The sequence below is a fragment of the Flavobacterium sp. WG21 genome (assembly GCF_000335775.1).
GTDB classification, from domain to species: Bacteria; Bacteroidota; Bacteroidia; order Flavobacteriales; family Flavobacteriaceae; genus Flavobacterium; species Flavobacterium tructae.
The window spans coordinates 20081-40276 of sequence record NZ_AMYW01000035.1; the positions used below are offsets into that span (position 1 = coordinate 20081).

At 35.8% G+C, this 20196-nt stretch carries 22 protein-coding genes; 4 read left to right on the top strand and 18 right to left on the bottom strand.

Going from position 1 to position 20196, the window contains the following annotated elements; all coding sequences use genetic code 11:
• The first annotated feature begins 35 nt into the window (after window positions 1–35).
• On the top strand, window positions 36–983 hold the full coding sequence (locus C245_RS23320) for a DUF4465 domain-containing protein (RefSeq protein ID WP_017498267.1): 948 nt from the start codon (window positions 36–38) through the stop codon (window positions 981–983).
• Window positions 984–1139: 156 nt separating this feature from the next.
• Here the strand turns inward: C245_RS23320 and C245_RS0119350 are convergent, their stop codons facing one another.
• Window positions 1140–2591 (bottom strand): NAD(P)/FAD-dependent oxidoreductase, encoded by a 1452-nt coding sequence (locus C245_RS0119350; RefSeq protein ID WP_035746987.1) that lies wholly within the window; start codon window positions 2589–2591, stop codon window positions 1140–1142.
• A 249-nt stretch (window positions 2592–2840) separates the two neighbouring features.
• On the opposite strand from C245_RS0119350, the gene C245_RS0119355 reads away from it, so the two are divergent.
• Window positions 2841–4217, top strand: a complete 1377-nt coding sequence (locus C245_RS0119355) for a hypothetical protein (RefSeq protein ID WP_017498269.1) — start codon at window positions 2841–2843, stop codon at window positions 4215–4217.
• A gap of 77 nt (window positions 4218–4294) precedes the next feature.
• On the opposite strand, the gene C245_RS0119360 is transcribed toward C245_RS0119355, so the two are convergent.
• The 17 genes from C245_RS0119360 to C245_RS0119440 all read right to left on the bottom strand — a co-directional run bounded on the left by C245_RS0119360 (window position 4295) and on the right by C245_RS0119440 (window position 16236).
• A complete protein-coding gene (locus C245_RS0119360; protein WP_026110167.1) occupies window positions 4295–5860 on the bottom strand; it encodes a serine hydrolase in 1566 nt (521 codons plus the stop codon).
• 568 nt (window positions 5861–6428) lie between these two features.
• Complete coding sequence (locus tag C245_RS0119365; RefSeq protein ID WP_017498271.1) at window positions 6429–6848, bottom strand: VOC family protein; 420 nt, start codon at window positions 6846–6848, stop codon at window positions 6429–6431.
• A gap of 73 nt (window positions 6849–6921) precedes the next feature.
• Window positions 6922–7500 (bottom strand): YdeI family protein, encoded by a 579-nt coding sequence (locus C245_RS0119370; protein WP_017498272.1) that lies wholly within the window; start codon window positions 7498–7500, stop codon window positions 6922–6924.
• A 22-nt stretch (window positions 7501–7522) separates the two neighbouring features.
• On the bottom strand, window positions 7523–8080 hold the full coding sequence (locus C245_RS0119375; protein WP_017498273.1) for a DUF4256 domain-containing protein: 558 nt from the start codon (window positions 8078–8080) through the stop codon (window positions 7523–7525).
• 68 nt (window positions 8081–8148) lie between these two features.
• Window positions 8149–8529, bottom strand: coding sequence for a DoxX family protein (locus C245_RS0119380; RefSeq protein WP_017498274.1), 381 nt, complete (start codon window positions 8527–8529; stop codon window positions 8149–8151).
• A 26-nt stretch (window positions 8530–8555) separates the two neighbouring features.
• On the bottom strand, window positions 8556–9026 hold the full coding sequence (locus C245_RS0119385; protein ID WP_017498275.1) for an SRPBCC domain-containing protein: 471 nt from the start codon (window positions 9024–9026) through the stop codon (window positions 8556–8558).
• A gap of 7 nt (window positions 9027–9033) precedes the next feature.
• Window positions 9034–9357 (bottom strand): helix-turn-helix transcriptional regulator, encoded by a 324-nt coding sequence (locus C245_RS0119390; RefSeq protein ID WP_017498276.1) that lies wholly within the window; start codon window positions 9355–9357, stop codon window positions 9034–9036.
• Window positions 9358–9504: 147 nt separating this feature from the next.
• The gene (locus C245_RS0119395; protein WP_017498277.1) at window positions 9505–9876 is read right to left on the bottom strand and encodes a hypothetical protein; all 372 of its coding nucleotides are present in this window, start codon (window positions 9874–9876) and stop codon (window positions 9505–9507) included.
• A gap of 210 nt (window positions 9877–10086) precedes the next feature.
• Entirely contained in the window at window positions 10087–10455 is a 369-nt protein-coding gene (locus C245_RS0119400; protein ID WP_017498278.1) for a hypothetical protein, read from the bottom strand.
• Window positions 10456–10600: 145 nt separating this feature from the next.
• Entirely contained in the window at window positions 10601–11533 is a 933-nt protein-coding gene (locus tag C245_RS0119405) for a hypothetical protein (RefSeq protein ID WP_017498279.1), read from the bottom strand.
• 18 nt (window positions 11534–11551) lie between these two features.
• On the bottom strand, window positions 11552–12403 hold the full coding sequence (locus C245_RS0119410; RefSeq protein ID WP_017498280.1) for a substrate-binding domain-containing protein: 852 nt from the start codon (window positions 12401–12403) through the stop codon (window positions 11552–11554).
• 49 nt (window positions 12404–12452) lie between these two features.
• Window positions 12453–12926: a DUF4265 domain-containing protein gene (locus tag C245_RS0119415; protein ID WP_017498281.1), complete on the bottom strand. Its 474-nt coding sequence runs from the start codon at window positions 12924–12926 to the stop codon at window positions 12453–12455.
• A 30-nt stretch (window positions 12927–12956) separates the two neighbouring features.
• Window positions 12957–13349 (bottom strand): VOC family protein, encoded by a 393-nt coding sequence (locus tag C245_RS0119420; RefSeq protein WP_017498282.1) that lies wholly within the window; start codon window positions 13347–13349, stop codon window positions 12957–12959.
• Between the two features lie 4 nt (window positions 13350–13353).
• The gene (locus tag C245_RS0119425; protein WP_017498283.1) at window positions 13354–13794 is read right to left on the bottom strand and encodes a DinB family protein; all 441 of its coding nucleotides are present in this window, start codon (window positions 13792–13794) and stop codon (window positions 13354–13356) included.
• A 36-nt stretch (window positions 13795–13830) separates the two neighbouring features.
• Window positions 13831–14700, bottom strand: a complete 870-nt coding sequence (locus C245_RS0119430; RefSeq protein ID WP_017498284.1) for a nucleoside phosphorylase — start codon at window positions 14698–14700, stop codon at window positions 13831–13833.
• Window positions 14701–14837: 137 nt separating this feature from the next.
• On the bottom strand, window positions 14838–15170 hold the full coding sequence (locus tag C245_RS0119435) for a translation initiation factor (protein ID WP_017498285.1): 333 nt from the start codon (window positions 15168–15170) through the stop codon (window positions 14838–14840).
• Between the two features lie 115 nt (window positions 15171–15285).
• Complete coding sequence (locus tag C245_RS0119440; RefSeq protein WP_017498286.1) at window positions 15286–16236, bottom strand: isopenicillin N synthase family oxygenase; 951 nt, start codon at window positions 16234–16236, stop codon at window positions 15286–15288.
• A 171-nt stretch (window positions 16237–16407) separates the two neighbouring features.
• On the opposite strand from C245_RS0119440, the gene C245_RS0119445 reads away from it, so the two are divergent.
• Together C245_RS0119445 and C245_RS0119450 are read left to right on the top strand one after the other, a co-directional pair.
• Window positions 16408–18384, top strand: a complete 1977-nt coding sequence (locus tag C245_RS0119445) for a thiamine pyrophosphate-dependent enzyme (RefSeq protein WP_017498287.1) — start codon at window positions 16408–16410, stop codon at window positions 18382–18384.
• Between the two features lie 68 nt (window positions 18385–18452).
• Window positions 18453–20195 (top strand): DUF885 domain-containing protein, encoded by a 1743-nt coding sequence (locus tag C245_RS0119450; RefSeq protein ID WP_017498288.1) that lies wholly within the window; start codon window positions 18453–18455, stop codon window positions 20193–20195.
• Window position 20196: the final 1 nt, after the last annotated feature.

Consider the following 20196-nt stretch of genomic DNA (forward strand, 5'->3'; position numbering starts at 1 on the left):
TCAACCAAGAATATTAATCCAAATTTTTATAAATCATGAAAAAAGTACTTTATTTTTTGACAGTAGGTTTGATTCTGGGACTTTCGTCCTGTAGTAATGATGAAAATCTATTAAATAGCGAAAGCGGCAGTGCAGCGATTAAAAGCTCAGGCTCAACTTCTAAAAGTGCGGTGACCGATCCTTCGATAGGAACAACTACTACGCTTAACCTGACAAGTTCTTTACTGACTAGCGGAACATCAACAACAGGCGGGAAGTATTGGCAAAATACCTATGTGGCAAGTACCAATTTAACCGTTGATATATTTAAATTTTCACATAGCGGAACATCATCAGGTTACAATTATTGGGATGGTTTTATTGTATCGAATGTAAATGATATTACAAATTATGGTTCAGGAGCAGGTACTGGCGGATCTAACGGTTGGGTAGCCAATCAGTGGGGGACTATGGCAGGAAGCGGTTTCGGAACTTCTTCTACAATTGCTGCAGGTACTCCGGGTACAACAGGAGATCCCTACATCGTGGCTTACTGGTCAAGTTATACAGATCCTAAAAATCCACAGGGAACTACTTTTAGTGAGACAAGTTTCTCTAACTGGATTAAAATTGGAAATACAGGATTGTACAATGTAAAAGGATTAAAAATCAACATGCACCCATGGCCATATTATGGTTGTTTGTATGGAGACGGTTTTGCTCAGGCATTTTCTTCAGGAGATCACTTTGAATTGTTAATTTACGGAGTAGATTCAAGCGGAACTATTACTGCACCAATTACACAATCATTGGCTGATTACACTGGAGGTTCTTTAGTAATGCCAACAGGATGGATAAATGTAAGCGCTACAGCACTTCAAGGTCTGGGAGACGTAAAATACCTTGTTTTTCAAATGGCTTCAACAGATTCACACCCGGTATACGGAATGAATACCGCAGCTTACTTCTGCTTAGACAAGCTGTCTGTAAAAAGAATTCAATAATACTAAAATTGAATATCGAAAAGGAGTCATTGAAAAGTGGCTCCTTTTTTTAGTTTAAAACACATGGGCTATAAAGAAAAATCTGCTTGATCTCCAAAATCTGCGAGAAAAAAACTGTACAAAAAAACTGTACAAAAACGCAATAAATGATTTGGCTTATTTATTCTTTAAACATCTGCCTCTTGGTTCATCGCCTTCGTGAAGTACAATTTCAGAATGAAGGAATTCTGCAGCTTCAGCAGAACCTTTTACTTTGGTGGCACTTCGCACAAGCATCTCAGATTCAAACTCAATCAAAACACTTTCTCTTATTCCTGCTTCTCTCCAGTTGGATAGCGGTCTGCATCCTCTTACGATTCCCCGAGCCAAAGAAAGCGCGTCTAACAATGCCTGATTAGCTCCTTGTCCTTTGAAAGGGCTCATCGGATGTGCTGCGTCCCCAATCAATGTGGTCCGTTTATTTTTTGCTAATAATTCAGGACGAAGTAATTCACGGTCATATACCGGATAACCTGAAATTTGCGCCTCTAAAGTTGCCGATAAAATTTGCGGAATAGGGGTGTGCCATTGTGTTCTTCGACAAGCCTCTTCTTTTAACGCTTTCGGTCCTTGTTCACTCAGTATTTTAGCCTCGTCTTCGGACATTGGAAAACTAAGCTGCCACATTACAGAATTTTCTGTATAAGGCATCATATAAATTCGCTCATTGCCGTTAGCGGTTTGAAACACAGTTGCCGAGTCGAGCAAATTATGATCAAGTCCATCAAGAGCCTTTAACGGACAAATACCTAATATTACAATACATCCCAGATAACGCAAAGGAGTAACCTCGTCACCAATTAACAGTTTTCGTACCGTACTGCGAATACCATCAGCCCCAACCACAAGATCGGCTTTAGTAGTTATGATTTTGCCATTTACTTCAAAATTTAAGGAAATACTTTGATCTTCGGATTCCTTAAAATCTATGAGTTGATGTCCCCATTGTACGATATCATTTGTCCCAAGTTGTTTCAGCAGTGCCGAACGCAAATATTGTCGTGCAATATGCATATTCGTTCGCTTCGGAGCTGTTTTGGTATCCGATGGAATCCATTTTCGAATTCCCCATTCTCCAATTACTTTTCCTTCCGGAGTATGTACCAAATGTCTGGTTGAAATGACTTTTTCTTCTAAAGAGAAAATACCGAATCCTTCAATGGCTTTACTGGCTTGTTGTAAGGTGAGGCCATAACCTTGTGATCGGGCATCAAAGTTAGTATCGCGTTCGTAAAGAGTAAAAGGAATTCCGCGGTGCAAACAAGCAACAGCCAATGCAACTCCTCCGATACCGGCTCCAATTATGGCAACATGCGGGTAGTTTTCTTTGTCAATCATAGTAGGATGTTCCGAAGGAATTAATCCCGATCCGTCACAGTGGAGACAGACATTGAGATGCGCTTTAGGGCGAGTAGGAGGAACTCCTGAGTCCTTCGATTTTTCAAAGTTTTCCAGCGCTATCTGATACTGAAGCCGTACTTTCTTGCTGAGTCTTTGGCTTTTTTTACCGCGTCCCTGGCATTCGGGACAAATAGTCCAGTTTCTTTCTGCATTTTCGATCGTATGTATTCCCACTTTTTTACCTAATTTAGACACTTCAGCATTTGAAAACTTTGATATGCTTGTAACAAGACTGCAAATTTAAGACAAAAGAGGGCTAGTGCAAAATAGTAAGCTATAGATACTAAAAAGAGATTGTAAGAGTTATTGAAGATAACATAGCAGCTAAAGTTTTGCGTAGCGTATCGTGAGTGTTTGTTGGCTGCTAATTTTTGAATTATTTTTAATCCTTATCGAATAAATTCTAATGACTAAACAATGAAAATTACTTTAAAAATTAAGTTTTTGGTTGTTATGGTGTGTGCCGTAACCAATTGGTCTTTTGCTCAAAAAACAGTATTTAATATTAAGTATTCTGAACAATTGGCTGTTTTTGTTTTCCTTCAGAATTTATCCGAAAACTATCCGGACAACGTTTTTAAAACTGAGTTTCAAAAGTCAAAATACAATACCGAGCAATTTCAGAAACTGGTCGTAGAATTTGATCATCTGACATTGGATTACAGCTATCCATTTGAAGAATTCCCGGAAGGCTCTAAAAAACCAATGCAATCCTTTGATTTTTTGAGAAAAAACTTAATCGAAACAGAAAATTTAAAAGATTTTAAAATACGTTCTATAGGAGTTTTAACCAACAAAACGTTGAATGATCTTACCAGAATTATTTCTGCTTTTACTCCAATTTACAACGAACTCATATACAATCCCAATAAAGAAAAATTTGAAAAACAGCTCGTTGAAATTACCAAATACGCAAAGGAAAATGACTTGGAGCGTTATTTTGAAATGGGTTTGATTTTTTACAATTCGAGTTGGGATACTTCAATTCCTTTTGAAATCGCATTTTATCCTTTGCCTAATTCTAAAGGCTTTACCGCGAATTCTTTTGGTAATAATTTCATCAGTGCCATTCAAACAGATTTAGACGATTATAAGGATCTCTTTAGTGTAATGCTGCACGAAACGTATCATATTATTTACAACGAACAGCCATTGGAAGTAAAAAAAATGATCGATAATAGTTTCAAAGAAAACAAATCAAAATACAGTAATTACGCCTATCATCTGCTTAACGAAGCTCTGGCAACTTCATTAGCCAATGGTTATGTATACGCACAGCTGAATGGAAAAGTTGATGATGGTGACTGGTACAATAAAAAATACATCAACCTCATGGCAAAAGAAATTTACCCTATGCTTAACGAGTACATTTCTCAAAAGAAAGCCATAGACAAAAGTTTTATAGATCATTATATTGAAAGCTATGAAACAAAATTCCCAAACTGGATAAACGAAATGGATAATCTTATGGCTTACAGATATGTTATTTCTGAAAATGAAAAGGATTTTGATACTATCAAACAAAAGTACCGCTACCGTTCCAGATCTGAGGATGAAACTGAAATAAGCAGAAGCGCACTTGAAAAAATGCAAAAATCAAATCTGACTAAGATGATCATTGTTTCTAAAAATAATGCCGAAAATTTAAAACTCATTAAGAACAGTTTTAAAGAATTAAAAAACTGGAAGTTCAATGCAGCCAAAGAGTTTGATTACAAGATATTATTGGAAGATAAAAGTCAGCTGTTCATTATTAATCAGAAGGAATCAGAACTAAAAGCATTACTTGATTGAATAGAGAAGCAAAAAGTCCGCAAAGTATAAAAGAAAACTTTGCGGACTTTTTTTTAATTTTAGTATAAAAAACAGGTTTACTTATTCACTCTTTTTAGATCCAGATCCTGAAAGTCAAAACTGAAATCAATATTAGGAGAGATGCCTTTCATTTTAATTGATTGTGCTTTACCGGTTTCATCCAGTGAAAACATCGCAAAGGCATCACAATTCATTGCCTGATATTCCCATTTTATGGCAAATGTATTAGCATTATAAAATGCCATAGGACCATTTAATTTTGGTGAACGATAGGATCTGAACCATAACTGTTTGTTTTTTTCAAATACTTCAATTTCTCCAAACCAATTGTCAGTATAAACTCCGATAAAGTCTTCGTTTTTTACTTTCACATTTTTTGCTAGTTTTACTTTTTCCCAAACATTCTTGGTAACGTCATCTCCTGTATTTCTGCCTTGTTTCATCCATTCCACAATTTTATTGGTCCAGTCAAAATCGTCCAGGCCTAAATAACTGTCAGAGATAGTATTGGTAACGGCAGTAAAGAGCCCGCCACCGCCATTCTCTGTGTTGGTTAAAATCACGATGCCTAAGTTTAGATCCGGGTACATCGTAACAATGGATAACATTCCTGGTAAACCTCCTGTATGAGATACTTTTAGATTTCCTTTCACATCAGTTAATCCCCAACCCAGACCGTAACCGCTAAAATGCGAATTGTATCTCGGATCACGATCTACTTCTTCAACGGTATGGATGCGCCACATTTCGTTATGATTTTTAACAGAAAATAGTGTTGATTTCAAGTCACTTCCATACTGTCCTTTATTTAGACATAAAGTCATCCATTTTGCCATATCGGCTGCGTTTGAAATGATTCCTCCCGCAGCACCGTTTATCTGTATTCCGAATCCATCAATTCGTTTTATAGTTCCGGATTCTGACGAATGTGATACCGCCAGATTGCTTTTATCCTTTATCCTGTCGCTTTGTGCAAAAGAATTGCTCATTTGCAAAGGATCAATAATTCGGGTTTGTATAAAATCTTCGTAAGTCATACCACTTACTTTAGAAATTAATTCTCCCGCTACGATATACAGTAAATTGTCATAATCAAACTTAGTTCGAAAAGCAGATACCGGTTTAAAATATTGAAAACTAGTTAGAACATCATTTATTGTAAAATTGGAGCCATCAGGGAAAAACATCAAATCACCCACACCTAATCCAAGTCCGCTGCGATGTGTAAGCAAATCCTGTATGCTAAAATTTTCCGTAACATAATCGTTATACATTTTAAACTTTGGAAGATGGTCTTTTACTTTATCTGTCCATTTCAGTTTGCCTTCGTCTTCAAGAATAGAGAGCGCTGCAGTTGTGAAAGCTTTGCTGTTGGAGGCTATTTGAAAATTTGTGCTTTCATTTACGGCCTTTTTTGTTTCGATAGAGGCAACACCATATCCTTTTTGATGAATTACTTTTCCATCTTTAACAACTGCAATTGAGGCCCCGGCCACTTTAAATTTCTCCAAAGCGTCCTGCATTAAAAGATCTATTTTTTCAGATGTGATTTGTGAATAGAGAGGGGTAGAAGCGTAACAAATAAAGAGCATTAATGTAAACAGATGAGTTACTTTTTTCATAATTTTTTTTAAGGTTATGGCGTTTTTGATTGTTAGTTGGTGTTGTTAAAAATTAACATTCCCATCAGCGAATATAGGAATTATCTTTGTAATTAATCCTGTATGTCGTGGCCTAAAAAATGATTTAGCTGCATCTGTTATAAGTTTCTTTAAGTTTTTAGAAGCTCGGTTTTTCAAAGAGCTATGCAAGGGGTATTTTTTATGAAACTGAATTGCATGTTTATAACACCTCATGTTTGCCAAAATAGTTTTTAAGCTATTTCAGCCAAGAGGCAATTGGATGCTTCGATCGAATATAATTGCTAAGAAATATTTTTAGAAAAAAAAATCTGCTAAATCTGCGGGATCTGCGTGAAAAAAAACTAAACACAGAGAAACATAGTTTTTCTATGTACTGAGAAACACAAACTAAAAGAAACACATTCCTTCTGTATAGCGGAGAACTATTTCAGAAAAAAAATCAGCTAAATCTGCAGACCCGAGCGATAGCGAACAGGCAAAGCAATCTGCGTAAAAAGATTATCCCTATAGAAACATAGTTTCTTTGTACTGAGAAGACCAATAAATCCTATGCCGGCTCCCAAAGTTCAATTTTATTGCCTTCAGTATCCATAATGTGAACAAACTTTCCATAATCGTAGGTGGCAATATCATCAAGTACCGTTACACCGTTTTCTTTAAGCTGTTTGACAAGAGCTTCAATATGCTGCACTCTGTAATTAATCATAAACTCTTTTTTGGAAGGAGAGAAATACGCGTCATCCTTCTTAAACGGGCTCCATTGAAGAGATTCTACGACCTCAGGAGCATCTATTTTTCTGGATTCAAAAGTAGATCCCCAATCGTTAACTTCAAGTCCTAAGTTTTTGGCATACCAATCTCTGGTTTCCTTTGGGTTTTCTGAAAAAAAGAATATGCCTCCAACTCCCGTTACTTTTGGTGTCGGGTCAGAAGAGGAGGGATTGGTTTGATTTTTTTGGTCTTCCATGAGCTTTGTTTTTTATACTAAGATAAAACTATTCTTCTTTATTAAAACGGTTCCTACATCATCTTTAAAAAAATTAGTCTTTCAATCCTTTTCCCTGAAGAATCTGATCTGTCATATTTTCTACCCTGGATGCTCTGGTTTTAGATTGTTTTGGGCTTGAAAAATACAGTAAGTAAGCCCGTTGACGACCTGGAGTTAAAGCTTTAAAAGCAGTTTCAAGAGCCTTGTTTTCGTCTAGTTTTTGTTGAAATTCTTCTGCGATCTCAAATTCGGCTGTCTTCTTTAATTTTACCTTCAAACCGGCTTTTTCTATTTCAATGGCTTGATAAATATACGTTTTTAAGATTGCTTTCTGAGCTTTGATTTCGTCAAGACTCGTAAAACGAATTTGTCTTGCGGCCTGAACATTCTCACTCTGCTGTATTAGAATTCCGTCCGTATCTTTCATTAAGGCTCCTTTAAAAAACAGAAAAGCACAATACTCTTTGAAAGAATGTATCAAAACAACATTATTACCATACAGCGTATAGCAGGCTGTTTCCCATTTTAGTTCTTCTGTCAATTGGCAATCCAGCGCAATTTTTCGTAACTCTTCCAGTTCTTTTTGCCATTTTTCAGCATTCTCAAAGTAAAGATCAACTTTAGGGTTCATATGCTATTGTTATTAAAATTCATTAAACTCTCAAAGATCCTCTAAAACCTCTGGCTGCATAATAAGATTCGGCGCCATTATGATAGACAAATACGGTATTGTAGCGAAAATCAGAGAACAATGCCCCGCCCAGTTTACGAATTTCAGAAGGTGTAACAATCCAGCTTGAAGTTTTGGCATCAAACTTACCCAGTTTTTGAAGTTCTTTGTATTGTATTTCATCTAAAAGTTCAATTCCCATCTCTTCGGCCATATTTACAGCACTTCCGGCAGGTTTGTGTTCTTTTCTTTTTTCCAGTGCCTCATGATCAAAACACAGACTTCTTCGGCCTTTTGGACTTTCGGCAGAACAATCGAAGAAAATAAATTCTCCCGTTTTCTCGTCAAATCCAACAACATCCGGCTCGCCTTCGGTTCGTTCCATCTCATCGAGTGACCAGAGTTTCCCCGGATTTGCCTCCAGTTTTTTCTGAACATCATCCCACGCAAGACCTGTATGTCTCTTCATATTGTTCTCAAAACGGATTTGTAGTACTTTCAATAATTCTTCGCTTTGTTCTGTTGATAGTTTGTTTTTCATTTGGGTTTAATTTTTAGAAGCTAAATGTTTTTGAGTGTAAAAATTTCACGGTTATTAGTAGAAATAGTCTAATTTACCAAAACTGCCTTTCTTTCTAAGGGTCTGAAATACCAGGACACAATAGTTAAAACTATAAGCAATACCGGACCAAATAGTTCTTTTGGATGGTCTCCAACAACCAAATGCGAAAAAACAGCACCCGTCATGGTAAAGAAAAAGCCGGCATAGGCCCATTCTTTTAGTAATGGAAATTTAGGAATTAAGATCGCCACAGTACCTAATAATTTCCAAATGCCAATAAGTGTCAGAAAGTATATTGGAAACCCTAAATGCTGTATCATGCCTTCCTGTTCTTTTATTTTTAGCATTTGTACGATTCCTGTAGCAGTCATTCCTAACGCCAGCCATAATGTAGCAACCCAATAGATGATTTTGTCTCTTTTTTTCATGATTTTATAGTTTAGTTTAAGTTAGTTTAATTTAGTTTTTTGGCAGCGAATTCTTGTAATCTGTTGTGAGCCATATTGATTCCCTGAGCAAAAGGCAGTTTTAACATCTGATCTCTAAGTGCAGCAGATCTGTAAATAATATGCATTTTTAACTGACTGGTTTCTTCTGTTATCGCCTCAAATTCAAGAAACTCAAGCTGAACCGGAAAAGGAGAGTTTTCCATTTCAAATGTTCGCGTAATCTTCTGTTCCGGAAAAAACTCATGAACCACTCCATTAGCTTTAAAAACCACATTCCCTTTAGGGTCGGAAGTTTCAAATTGCCAGCTGCCATACTTCTTATTTTCAAGTTGTAGTACTTTGGTTCCCATCCATTGTTCAACAATTTCGGGCTCTGTATAAGCCATGAACAATAATTTTAGAGGAAGATCAAATTCTCTTGTAATTAATAAATCCTGTTGACCTTCTTCGGCAGTAATTTTCGTTTTTCGTTCCATAATTTGGTTATTCTTTCGGTTTATAGTTTTTCATGATACTTTCCAGTTTGTTAAAACGATCGTCCCACATTTGGCGGAACGGTTCTATAAAATCAGCAACTTCTTTCATTTTTCTGGCATTAGTAACGTAATAAATTTCCCTTCCATTTTGCGTTTGCTCCAAGAGTTCACATTCCGTTAATATTTGAATGTGTTTTGAAATGGTTTGTCTTGAAGAATTAAAATTTTCAGCAATAACTCCCGGAGTCATTGACTGGATAGCCACTAAGCTTAAGATTGCCCTTCGGGTAGGGTCGGCAATTGCCTGAAATACATCTCTACGAATTTCCATTGTGCAGTTATTTGACAGCAAATATAATGCAGTTATTTGACTGCGCAAAATTTTTGACACTATTTTTTAAAAATATTTTGTTGTAATGATAGTATTATCAATGTTTTATGGGCTTCCGAACGATGGAGCCGTAGAGTAGATAAGAAGTTAACGGCTCGCAATTTTAAATTCCATTCGAGCAAGAAAGAGTATAATTGCAATTTCCGCGAGAAAATAGAATACCGCTAAATAGGTTAGGTGGGTATAAAGATAGAGTAAGAGGCCTGCCGTGATACCACAGTACAACAGGTTTGCAAAAGCAATAATTTTTAGACAACCTCGCCAGTTCTCATTCGCAAACCAGTAACTCGCAAATGAAGATGCCATAAGCAAACAGGCTAAAACGGCAAGAAGATAAAGCGTTTTTTTGGGAACGCCGAAGTAGATTTCCAATTCAACTAATACGACACCCAATAAAAGGGTAGAGAATAAAGCTCCTAAGCCGTCGATCAGAAATATTTTTTTCGAATTTAAAATCATAGGTTCTATTGGGGCATTTGTTTTAGTTTATTAAAGTTAGGCTTAAAATATTAAATTACAATAGTTTGACTCAAAAAAAACAAATCAATGAAGGAATTCACTTTCAGAAGTGTTTGATTGTTTAAAAAGAGATTGGGGTATTACTCCAAATAAAAAACCACTCTTTCTGGTTTATAAAAGAGTGGTTTTATTGTTTTAAGGTGCAGAACATTATATTTTTTTGAGGGTAACTTTCATTTCTTTACTGTCTAGTGTCAGTTGATCTTCTGTTATGATACTTTCACAAGGGTAGGGAGTACCGGTTTCATCCTTTATCACTAAATTTTTACCACCTTTTGTTAAAGCATAAGTACCATTGTTAATTTCTTGAGTAAGATATCCGGTAACATGTCCGTCTTCCGTAAAGGTAAGTGTACCCTGAGTTAGAATTACATTTTTCATAGAATCCGAAATCGGTAATTTAGGCTCTACAGCAGTAATTTTCCAGGAGTTCACTAATTTATTTCGACCTTTATGACATGAAATCATTAATACAGCCAGTACTGCAATTGCGAAGATAAATAATTTAGATTTTTTCATGATTTTGTGGTTATATGTTAAACTACAGAAAATTACAAAATTTATTCTAATTAAAAATCTAAAAATCAAATATTTATAAAATTACTATCACACATGAAAAAACCATAAATCTCAAGGGTTTTGTGCCTGAATAGCTTCAGAAAAACTAGTTTAAGGTGAGCTCTCCCAGAATTTCTTCGTACATAAAAGGGCCACCCGGATATTTGGCGGTATAGTCCAGGTTCATCCATACCTGCCCACGTTCGTCTATGTGGTAATGAATTTTTTTACCATAACTTTCTTTTACAAAAAGCACATTTTTGATCAGGTAATTTACTTTTTCCAAGTCGATTGTTGAGCCGATAAGTATTTCAGGGTAAATATGTCCTTTCGTATGAATCAATCGGGGAGTTCCGCCAATCGATCGAACAGCAGCGGCCATTAGTATAGAATGATCGTCGCAATCGCCTGAAAAGTATTCTAAAGACTCACTGGCAGTTGCAATATAATCCCCTTCTTTAGGATCATTAACATAATTCCAACGGCTGTTGATTTCTTTAAATACAGCAAAACACTGAATAATGGTTCTATAATCTGAATAACCTTTAAGGCCTTTAAAATGCTTAGAGGTGGCCATAATGGCAAAGTTTCGAACCTTTGGATTCTGATACTCTATCGCATTGATAATTTTGGATTTATTAGGAAACGGAAGTAGTTTTGCCACAATAATATCCTGTGGGAATGGATTGTCAGACATGGTGTAAATCATCGAATTGTAGTCTTCGGAGATTTCACTGAAGCCATAATTTCCAATAACCGTTCCGTAGAATAATACCAATAAATATATCGCAATGCAGAGTATAATGATGGTTCTGAGCAACATCAGAAGAAAGAAAATTGCAGTAAAAACGAGTATAAAAATCAAAACACGATCTAAATTGAATGCCCATTGCAAATCGATCAGATTTTGATGTAATATGATAAAAATCGGAACCGTAATCAAAAGACTCAACAGCATAATAATAATCCTGTCCCAGGGTGATTTCACCTGTAGTTTGGATTTTAATTGCGGAAAGTCAATTTTAGGAAATTTTATCATAAGATTCAAAAGCAGTTTTTACAGCGCTTTTACGGTTTCAACAAAAGTACTTTTTTTCTCAATAATTCCCAGATCAAATAATTGATTTTGAATTTTGATAAAAGCTTTCTCAGTCAGTTGCTTCTGAGACCATTGGGTTAATTTTAACCACTCCTGAATGTCTTCTTGTTTTTGATTGAAAAGACTTGCCAGAGTTTTGTCAATATTTGGAATCTGAGCAAAATCCTGAGTTGTTCTATTGATTATCTCCAATATCTGCTCGACTATTTTAGGGTTCTTTTTCAAAAACTCGTCTCTGACGGCAATTACAAACGATGGCCATGGAGTAGGACAGTCACCAACTCTTCTGAAAATACCTTTATCAACCAGTGGCTTGGTCATAAAACGCTCCCACATAAAATAATCGGCAGTTCCGTTAGTCAATGCTTCAACAGCGCCGTCTATCGTATTTATGATTTCAAACTGTAAATTATCGGTTTTCCATCCTTGTTCATGTGCATTGACATAAGCCATCAACTGTGATCCTGAACCCAATCGTGAAATGGCTGCTTTTTTATCTTTAAGATCTTTCACGGTTTCAAAAGTTGATTTTGCAGCAACATGAATTCCCCAAATCAAAGGTGATTGTACGTAGATCTGAATAATTTTACTTGGATTTCCTGCTGCAATATCTTTTAGAATACCTTCAGTCAGAATAACGGCAATGTCAGCTTCATCATTGCGCAGCATCTGGCACATTTTGCCGGTTCCTTCCGGAATGTCTTTCCATTGTAAATCAATATTTTCGGCTTCAAATTCACCATTTTCAATGCACATTTGCCATGGTAAATTGAAGTGCTCAGGAACACCTACAATTTTTACAGTTTTCATTCTAAGTTTAGTTTAAGTTGGTTAAGAGTATTCTACGTTTATTGGGGTATTAATTTTTTAATAAATCGGTTCTGTGTTTGTCTGATAAACAAGGTTCGGCAAATTCAATTATAGCATTTGCCTCGTATTCTGATAATAAGTTCTTTACAATCGAATAATCGGTATTTTTTGTAATTTCGACTGCAAGAAAGGTATCATTTAATGCTTCTGACAAACAATTGATTGCTTTTAATTTTTCGCGTATGATTTCTTTATCAAATTCTTTTTCTAGAATAAGAACCTGTACGATCGAGTTTCCTGAATGTTCTATGGTTTCTTTGTGAATGAAACACTTTTCATTTTCATCATATTCTGCTCTAAAGATATCATCTGTAGCAATTAAAGGACCGAAAAAGGGAATATTATCCAGTTTAAAAAGACCTTTCTCAGAATCTAAAATTTCTGCCCACATGGTTTCCGACACTATTTCTTCCAGGTAAGTACTGTAGTATTTGAACAGTATTTTTTTATGTGTTTCTGCCATTATTTCATTTTATATTTATTGCAACCTCTATTAATTAATCTCGTCGATCACTGCTTTCAAAGGCGATATCACAATGCGATAACCGTCAGGATCTAAAAACATCTTTCCGTTCTCGTTCCAGAAAGGGTTGGTTGCAGTTAAGATTGAGATGTTATTGCGTTCAATTCTGTCTATCAATTCGTTGTAATCGATAATTGACTTTGGATAAAGTACAATTACATCATCTTCATCAAACGTATGATTTGCTTTTACTTTTGATTGTGTAAATTCAAAATGCCAGTCGGATTGTGGCATTCCAAGAAATACACCATCATAATCTTTATGTTTCTCAAAGCTGCCCAAGAGTTCAAAACCAAGGACATTGATATAAAAATTAGCTATTTTTTCAATATTATCGGTATGTCGGGCAACTCTTAAAAACATAATTTTAGGATCTTATTTGATTAATATGATGTTCTAAATGTTCTACATAATCAGTCATTAGAAACTTTAAATCAATTACAGATGCATCGCTTAAAATGATCTCATAATTCAAAGCTTTTTCATCTACATTCTTCATGATCCTTACGATTTGACGGTTTATAGAAAGCCAAAGTTGTGTAAGATCATTAATGTCCATGGTTTGATACTGATTTAAATTTACCAGATCCATTTGATTGTAAGGTCTGTGATAATATGGTTTTTCCAGATAATTAATTTCTGTAAAACGAACCAGATTATGAATCCCTGAATCAACCAAATGTCCGATAACTTCTTTTTTTGACCATTTCCCGGGGTTTTTAGCTTCCAAAATTTCACTTTTGAGAGAAGGGAAATATGCCGAATTATCCTTCAGTAATTTTTCAAACTTTAAAATAGCATTTTCCATGAATAATCTAATTTCTGAATGGATTATAGTATTGAATTAATTTCCTGCCAGTTTATCAAGGGTATACGCAATAAGTGCATCAACCGCTTTATAAGGATCTTCACTGAAAGTTCCCGAAGCACGATTGGCGATAATTGCATTTAACGAAAGCGCATTGTGTCCTAAAAGAGCAGAAAGTCCGTATATCGCTGCAGTTTCCATTTCTAAATTGGTAATTCTTTGTTCGTCAAAACTAAAATTATCCATTTTACTATTTAATTCCTGATCCTGAATGTCCAAGCGTAAAACACGTCCTTGTGGTCCGTAAAAACCTCCGGCTGTAGCAGTGATTCCTTTGAACATTTGATCCGATTCGATAATTTTTTCCAGCTTTTCAGAACATGCAATGGCATAAGGCTTTCCTTTTCTAGCATCCCAGTTCGTATGTTTGATGAAAGCTTCTTCAATATCAGCATTCGAAACTTCGTCAATTAAATAAGAACGGAGCATGTTGTCAAGTCCCAATCCGTATTTAGACATCACAAAACTGTCTACAGGAATATCGGTTTGTAAAGAACCTGAAGTTCCAATTCGTATAATATTCAAAGAAGTCAGATTTTCTTTTGGCTGGCGTGTTTCAAAATCGATGTTTACCAAAGCATCAAGTTCGTTTATCACGATATCAATATTGTCAGGACCAATTCCCGTTGACATTACCGATATTCTTTTTCCTTTGTAGATTCCGGTTTGGGTTTTAAATTCTCTTTTTTGTGTAGAATATTCAATAGAATCAAAAAACTGAGTGATTTTTTCAACTCTGTTTTGATCTCCTACGAAAATAATATCGTGTGCAATATGTTCAGGACGAAGGTTTAAGTGGTAAACACTCCCGTCCGGATTAAGTATTAATTCTGAATTTTGTATCATTTTTTTTAAGGTTCTAAGTTTTTTTAAGGCACTAAGGCTCTAAGGTTCTGAGGTACTAAGTTTATTTGTTTCAGGTTTCAGGTTTCAGGTTTCAAGTTTCAAGTTAAAGTAATCTGAAACTTGAAACCTGAAACATTTCATCCGCCAACTCTTTTAGTTTTGAATCCTTTAGCTTTAAGGATTTCCATAATTTTATCCCGATAATCTCCCTGAATAATTATAGAGGCGTCTTTAAAAGTTCCGCCAACACTAAGTTTGGTTTTGATTTCTTTAGCCAATACTTTGAAATCTTCGTCTGATCCTTCGTAGCCTTCGATTATGGTGGTGGCTTTTCCTTTTCGTTTTTCGAATTTGCAGATCATAGGTTCCTTTTGGATATAAAGAACATGATCTTGTTCCTGAATCTCTTCAGGTTCATTGGATTCGATATGATCCGGAAACAAATTTTTTAATTGATCTTGTAAGTCCATAATTTTTATGCTAAAAAATAAATGCTAATTAAAGATAGTATGTAAAAATCAAATTCCAAATCCCAATGATGAGTTTGGGATTTGGAATTTTTAAATTTTGGAATCTAATTTAGGTTTATTTCTTGATTAAACCTAAATCTACCAAGCGTTCGTATAAATAATCTCCAGCTGTAATATCTTCGAATTTCTTAGGATTCTCTGCATCAATACAGTTTTCCAAACAATCCAGCTTCATATCGCTTACCGGATGCATAAAAAACGGAATGGAATAACGAGAGGTTCCCCATAATTCTCTAGGTGGGTTAACTACCTGATGAATAGTTGATTTTAACTTGTTGTTTGTATGTCTTGACAACATATCTCCAACATTAATCACTAACTGATCGTCTTCAGCAATAGCATCAATCCATTCGCCATCATGATTCTGAACCTGTAATCCTTTACCCTGAGCACCCATTAATAAGGTAATCAAATTGATATCACCATGAGCAGCCGCGCGAATTGCATTTTCCGGCTCAGTAGTAATAGGTGGGTAGTGAATTGGTCTTAAAATAGAGTTTCCGTCTTTCGCATACTGATCGAAATAAAACTCATCCAGACCTAAATGTAAAGCTAAGGCTCTTAATACATAAACACCTGTTTTCTCAAGCATTTGATACGCCTCTTTACCTACAACATTAAAACGAGGTAATTCCGTAACATTTACGTTCTCAGGATACTCTGCTGCATATTTAGAAGAAGCATCCACGTACTGGCCAAAATGCCAGAATTCTTTTAAATCTCCCTCTTTGCGTCCTTTAGCATGTTCTTTTCCAAAAGAGACATAACCTCTTTGTCCGCCAATACCGGGAATTTCATAATTATGCTTAGTTTCTACTGGCAAAGCGAAAAATTTTCTAATTTCGCTATAAAGCTCGTCTACCAACTGGTCGTCTAAAAAGTGACCTTTTAGGGCTACGAAGCCAATGTTTTCAAATGCACTGCCGATTTCATTTACAAATTTTTGTTTACGTTTCGGGTCGTCCGAAAGGAAATCACGTAAGTCTACACTAGGAATGTTTTGCATACTTTACATTTTTATTTAAAGATAAAAGGCGTTGTAAAACCTTTCAGTAACAAAGGTAGAGAATATTTTAGAATTCAATTTTAAAAGTTATACTAAAATTAAAATTTTCTAACAAAAAGCTATAAAATTGTTATATTTTTCTATATTTGAAATACTAAAAACTAACCGCTAATGATCTTTTACAGACAAGACCTAACTGACACTCAATTATTAGACTTATATAAAAAAATTCTCAAACCCCGATTAATCGAAGAAAAGATGCTCATCTTAATTCGTCAGGGGAAAGTTTCCAAATGGTTCTCCGGAATAGGGCAAGAGGCCATCGCAGTAGGAGTGACCTCTGTTTTAGATGATTCAGAATATGTGTTGCCTATGCACCGAAATCTTGGCGTTTTTACCAGCAGAAATATTCCGTTACATCGTTTATTTTCGCAATGGCAGGGAAAAGCAAATGGTTTTACAAAAGGAAGGGACCGCAGTTTTCACTTTGGCACTCAGGAATACAATATTATCGGTATGATTTCGCATTTGGGGCCACAACTTGGAATCGCAGACGGAATTGCACTGGCGCATAAACTTAAAAATGAGAATAAAATAACAGCAGTATTCACAGGTGAAGGCGCTACCAGTGAAGGTGATTTTCATGAAGCGCTGAATATAGCTGCCGTGTGGAAACTACCTGTTATGTTTGTAATTGAAAACAACGGTTACGGATTATCTACACCAACAAACGAGCAGTATTTTTGTGAAAACCTGGCCGATAAAGGGATAGGTTATGGTATAGAAAGTCATATTATTGATGGAAATAATATAGTGGAAATCTATAATAAACTGGCACAACTGAAAGAAGAAATGCAGAAAGATCCACATCCGGTTTTACTGGAGTTTAAGACTTTCAGAATGCGTGGTCATGAAGAGGCGAGTGGTACTAAGTATGTTCCGCAAGAGCTAATGGACGAATGGGCAGCCAAAGATCCCGTAGCGAATTACCAAAAGTATTTAATAGAAACCGGTGTTCTGACCGCTGAATTTGACGAACAATTACACAGTTCCCTTAAACAGGAAATTGATGAAAACTGGGCCATGGCAAATGCAGAGCCGGAAATCGTTCCGGATTATAGTGGTGAATTAGAAGATGTTTATAAACCTTTTGTTTATGAGGAAGTTAAATCTGATTCTGAAGTAGCTAATATTAGATTTATTGATGCCATCAGCAGCAGTTTAAAAGAATCGATGGAGCAGCATGAGAATCTGGTGATAATGGGGCAGGATATCGCCGAGTATGGCGGTGCCTTTAAAATTACGGATGGATTTGTGAAGTTGTTCGGGAAAGAACGTGTACGAAATACCCCAATTTGTGAGAGTGCAGTAGTTTCTGCCGGGATGGGATTGTCAATCAACGGCTGTAAAGCTATTGTCGAAATGCAGTTTGCCGATTTTGTTTCTACAGGTTTTAATCCGATCGTAAACTTGCTGGCGAAATCACATTACCGTTGGGGAGAAAAGGCCGATGTTGTGGTACGAATGCCATGTGGCGGAGGAACTCAGGCAGGACCTTTTCATTCGCAGACCAATGAAGCATGGTTTACTAAAACTCCGGGACTGAAAGTCGTTTATCCGGCCTTTCCGTATGATGCAAAAGGATTATTGAATACTTCTATAAATGATCCGAATCCGGTACTGTTTTTCGAACACAAACAATTGTATCGCAGCGTTTATCAGGATGTTCCTGTGGATTATTACACTATCCCGTTAGGAAAAGCAGCTTTATTGAAAGAGGGGAACTCTGTTACTATTATTGCTTTTGGTGCCACGGTTCATTGGGCATTAGAAACGCTGAATAAAAATCCTGAAATAAAAGCAGATTTAATCGATTTAAGAACGTTACAGCCTTTGGATACCGAAACTATTTTTAATTCGGTTAGAAAGACAGGAAAAGTAATCATTTATCAGGAAGATACTTTGTTTGGAGGTATTGCGAGTGATATTTCGGCCTTGATTATGGAAGAATGCTTTGAACATTTAGACGGTCCTGTAAAAAGAGTTGCCAGTTTAGATTCACCTATTCCGTTTACCAAAGCATTGGAGGATCAGTTTTTAGCTAAAAATCGATTTGAAGATGTTTTATTAGAATTATTGAAATATTAATTGCAAATAACAAATAGTTTTGCATAAAGAACATTTTTTTTATCTTTAAACCATAAAAAATATAACTTATGAAAAAACTGTTTGTTTCAATTTTTGCAATCACGGTACTTTTTTCTTGTAATAAGAATGGGAAGTCAGAGAGCGACAAAGCATTAGATACAAAATTCGACGCTTATAAGGATCGTTTTGTTACTGATTTATGGAAGATTAACCCGGGCTGGGCTTCGGCTGTTGGTTATCACAAACTAGACAGTGTTTTGGTCGTTCCGGATGCTGCTGAGGAAAAAAGACAACTTGATTTTGTTAATTCTGAATTAGATTCTTTAAAACAATTTAAACTTGAAGATTTGTCGGATAACAATAAGACAGATTTTCAAATGATAAAAAATCAGTTGGAAGCTACTGTTTTTAACATTAAAGAAGTAAAATCTTCTCAGTGGAATCCTTCTGAATATAATGTTTGTGGAGCTTTCGCCGAAATCTTAAATGGTAAATACGATTCACTGGAAGTTCGTTTACGTGCTTTCAATGCTAAAATGAATAATGTTCCTGCATTTTATGAAGCAGCCAAAAAGAATATTAAAAATCCAACAGTTGAACATACAGAGCTTGCTATAGCGCAAAATTTGGGCGGTTCTACCGTTTTTGACGTTGACTTGGCTGCAGCTCTGGAAAAAAGTAAATTAACTGCTGCCGAGAAAAAAGAAATGCTCGATAAAGCAAAAGTTGCTAAAAAAGCAGTTGCAGATTATGCTGATTGGTTAAAGAAGTTAGACAACAAAACACCACGTTCTTTCAGACTTGGATCGGAATTGTTTGCTAAAAAGTTCAATTTTGATATCCAATCAAGCTATACAGCAGAGGAAATCTTCAAAGTTGCCGTAGATCATAAAAAAGATTTGCACGAAAAAATGTTTGTTTTGGCTGATAAACTTTGGAAAAAATACAAAGGAAACGAACCAAAGCCTGCTGACAAACTGGATTTAATCAAACAAGTAATTGATAAAATCTCTTTACAGCATACTACACCTGAGAAATTCCAGTCTGAAATTGAAAAACAAATTCCGGAATTAACAGCGTATGTTAAAGCAAAAGATTTACTGTATATCGATCCTTCAAAACCACTTGTAGTTCGTAAAGAGCCGGCTTATATGGCGGGCGTGGCAGGAGCTTCTATTTCGGCTCCCGGACCTTATGATAAAAATGCCAACACCTATTATAATGTGGGAAGCATGTCTGGCTGGACGGCTGAAAATTCAGAAAGTTACCTGCGTGAATACAACGATTATATCCTTCAAATTTTAAACATTCACGAAGCTGTTCCGGGACATTATACTCAATTGGTGTACAGCAATCAATCGCCAAGTATCATTAAATCTATTTTAGGAAATGGCGCTATGGTAGAAGGCTGGGCTGTTTATGCAGAGAAAATGATGTTGGAAAGCGGATATAAAAACTCTGATGAGATGTGGTTAATGTACTACAAATGGAACTTGAGAGCTACTTGCAACACCATTTTGGACATTAGTGTACATACTAAAAATATGTCTAAAGAATCGGCATTGGATTTATTGACTAAAGAAGCTTTTCAGCAACAAGCTGAGGCAGATGGGAAATGGAAACGTGTTACTTTATCACAAGTACAATTGTGTTCTTATTTTACAGGATACACGGAGATCTATAACTTAAGAGAAGAGCTTAAAAAGAAAGAAGGGGATAAATTCAATCTGAAGAAGTTTCACGAGAAATTCTTGAGTTTTGGAAGTGCTCCAGTGAAATATATCAAGGAATTAATGTTGTCTGAGGAATAAA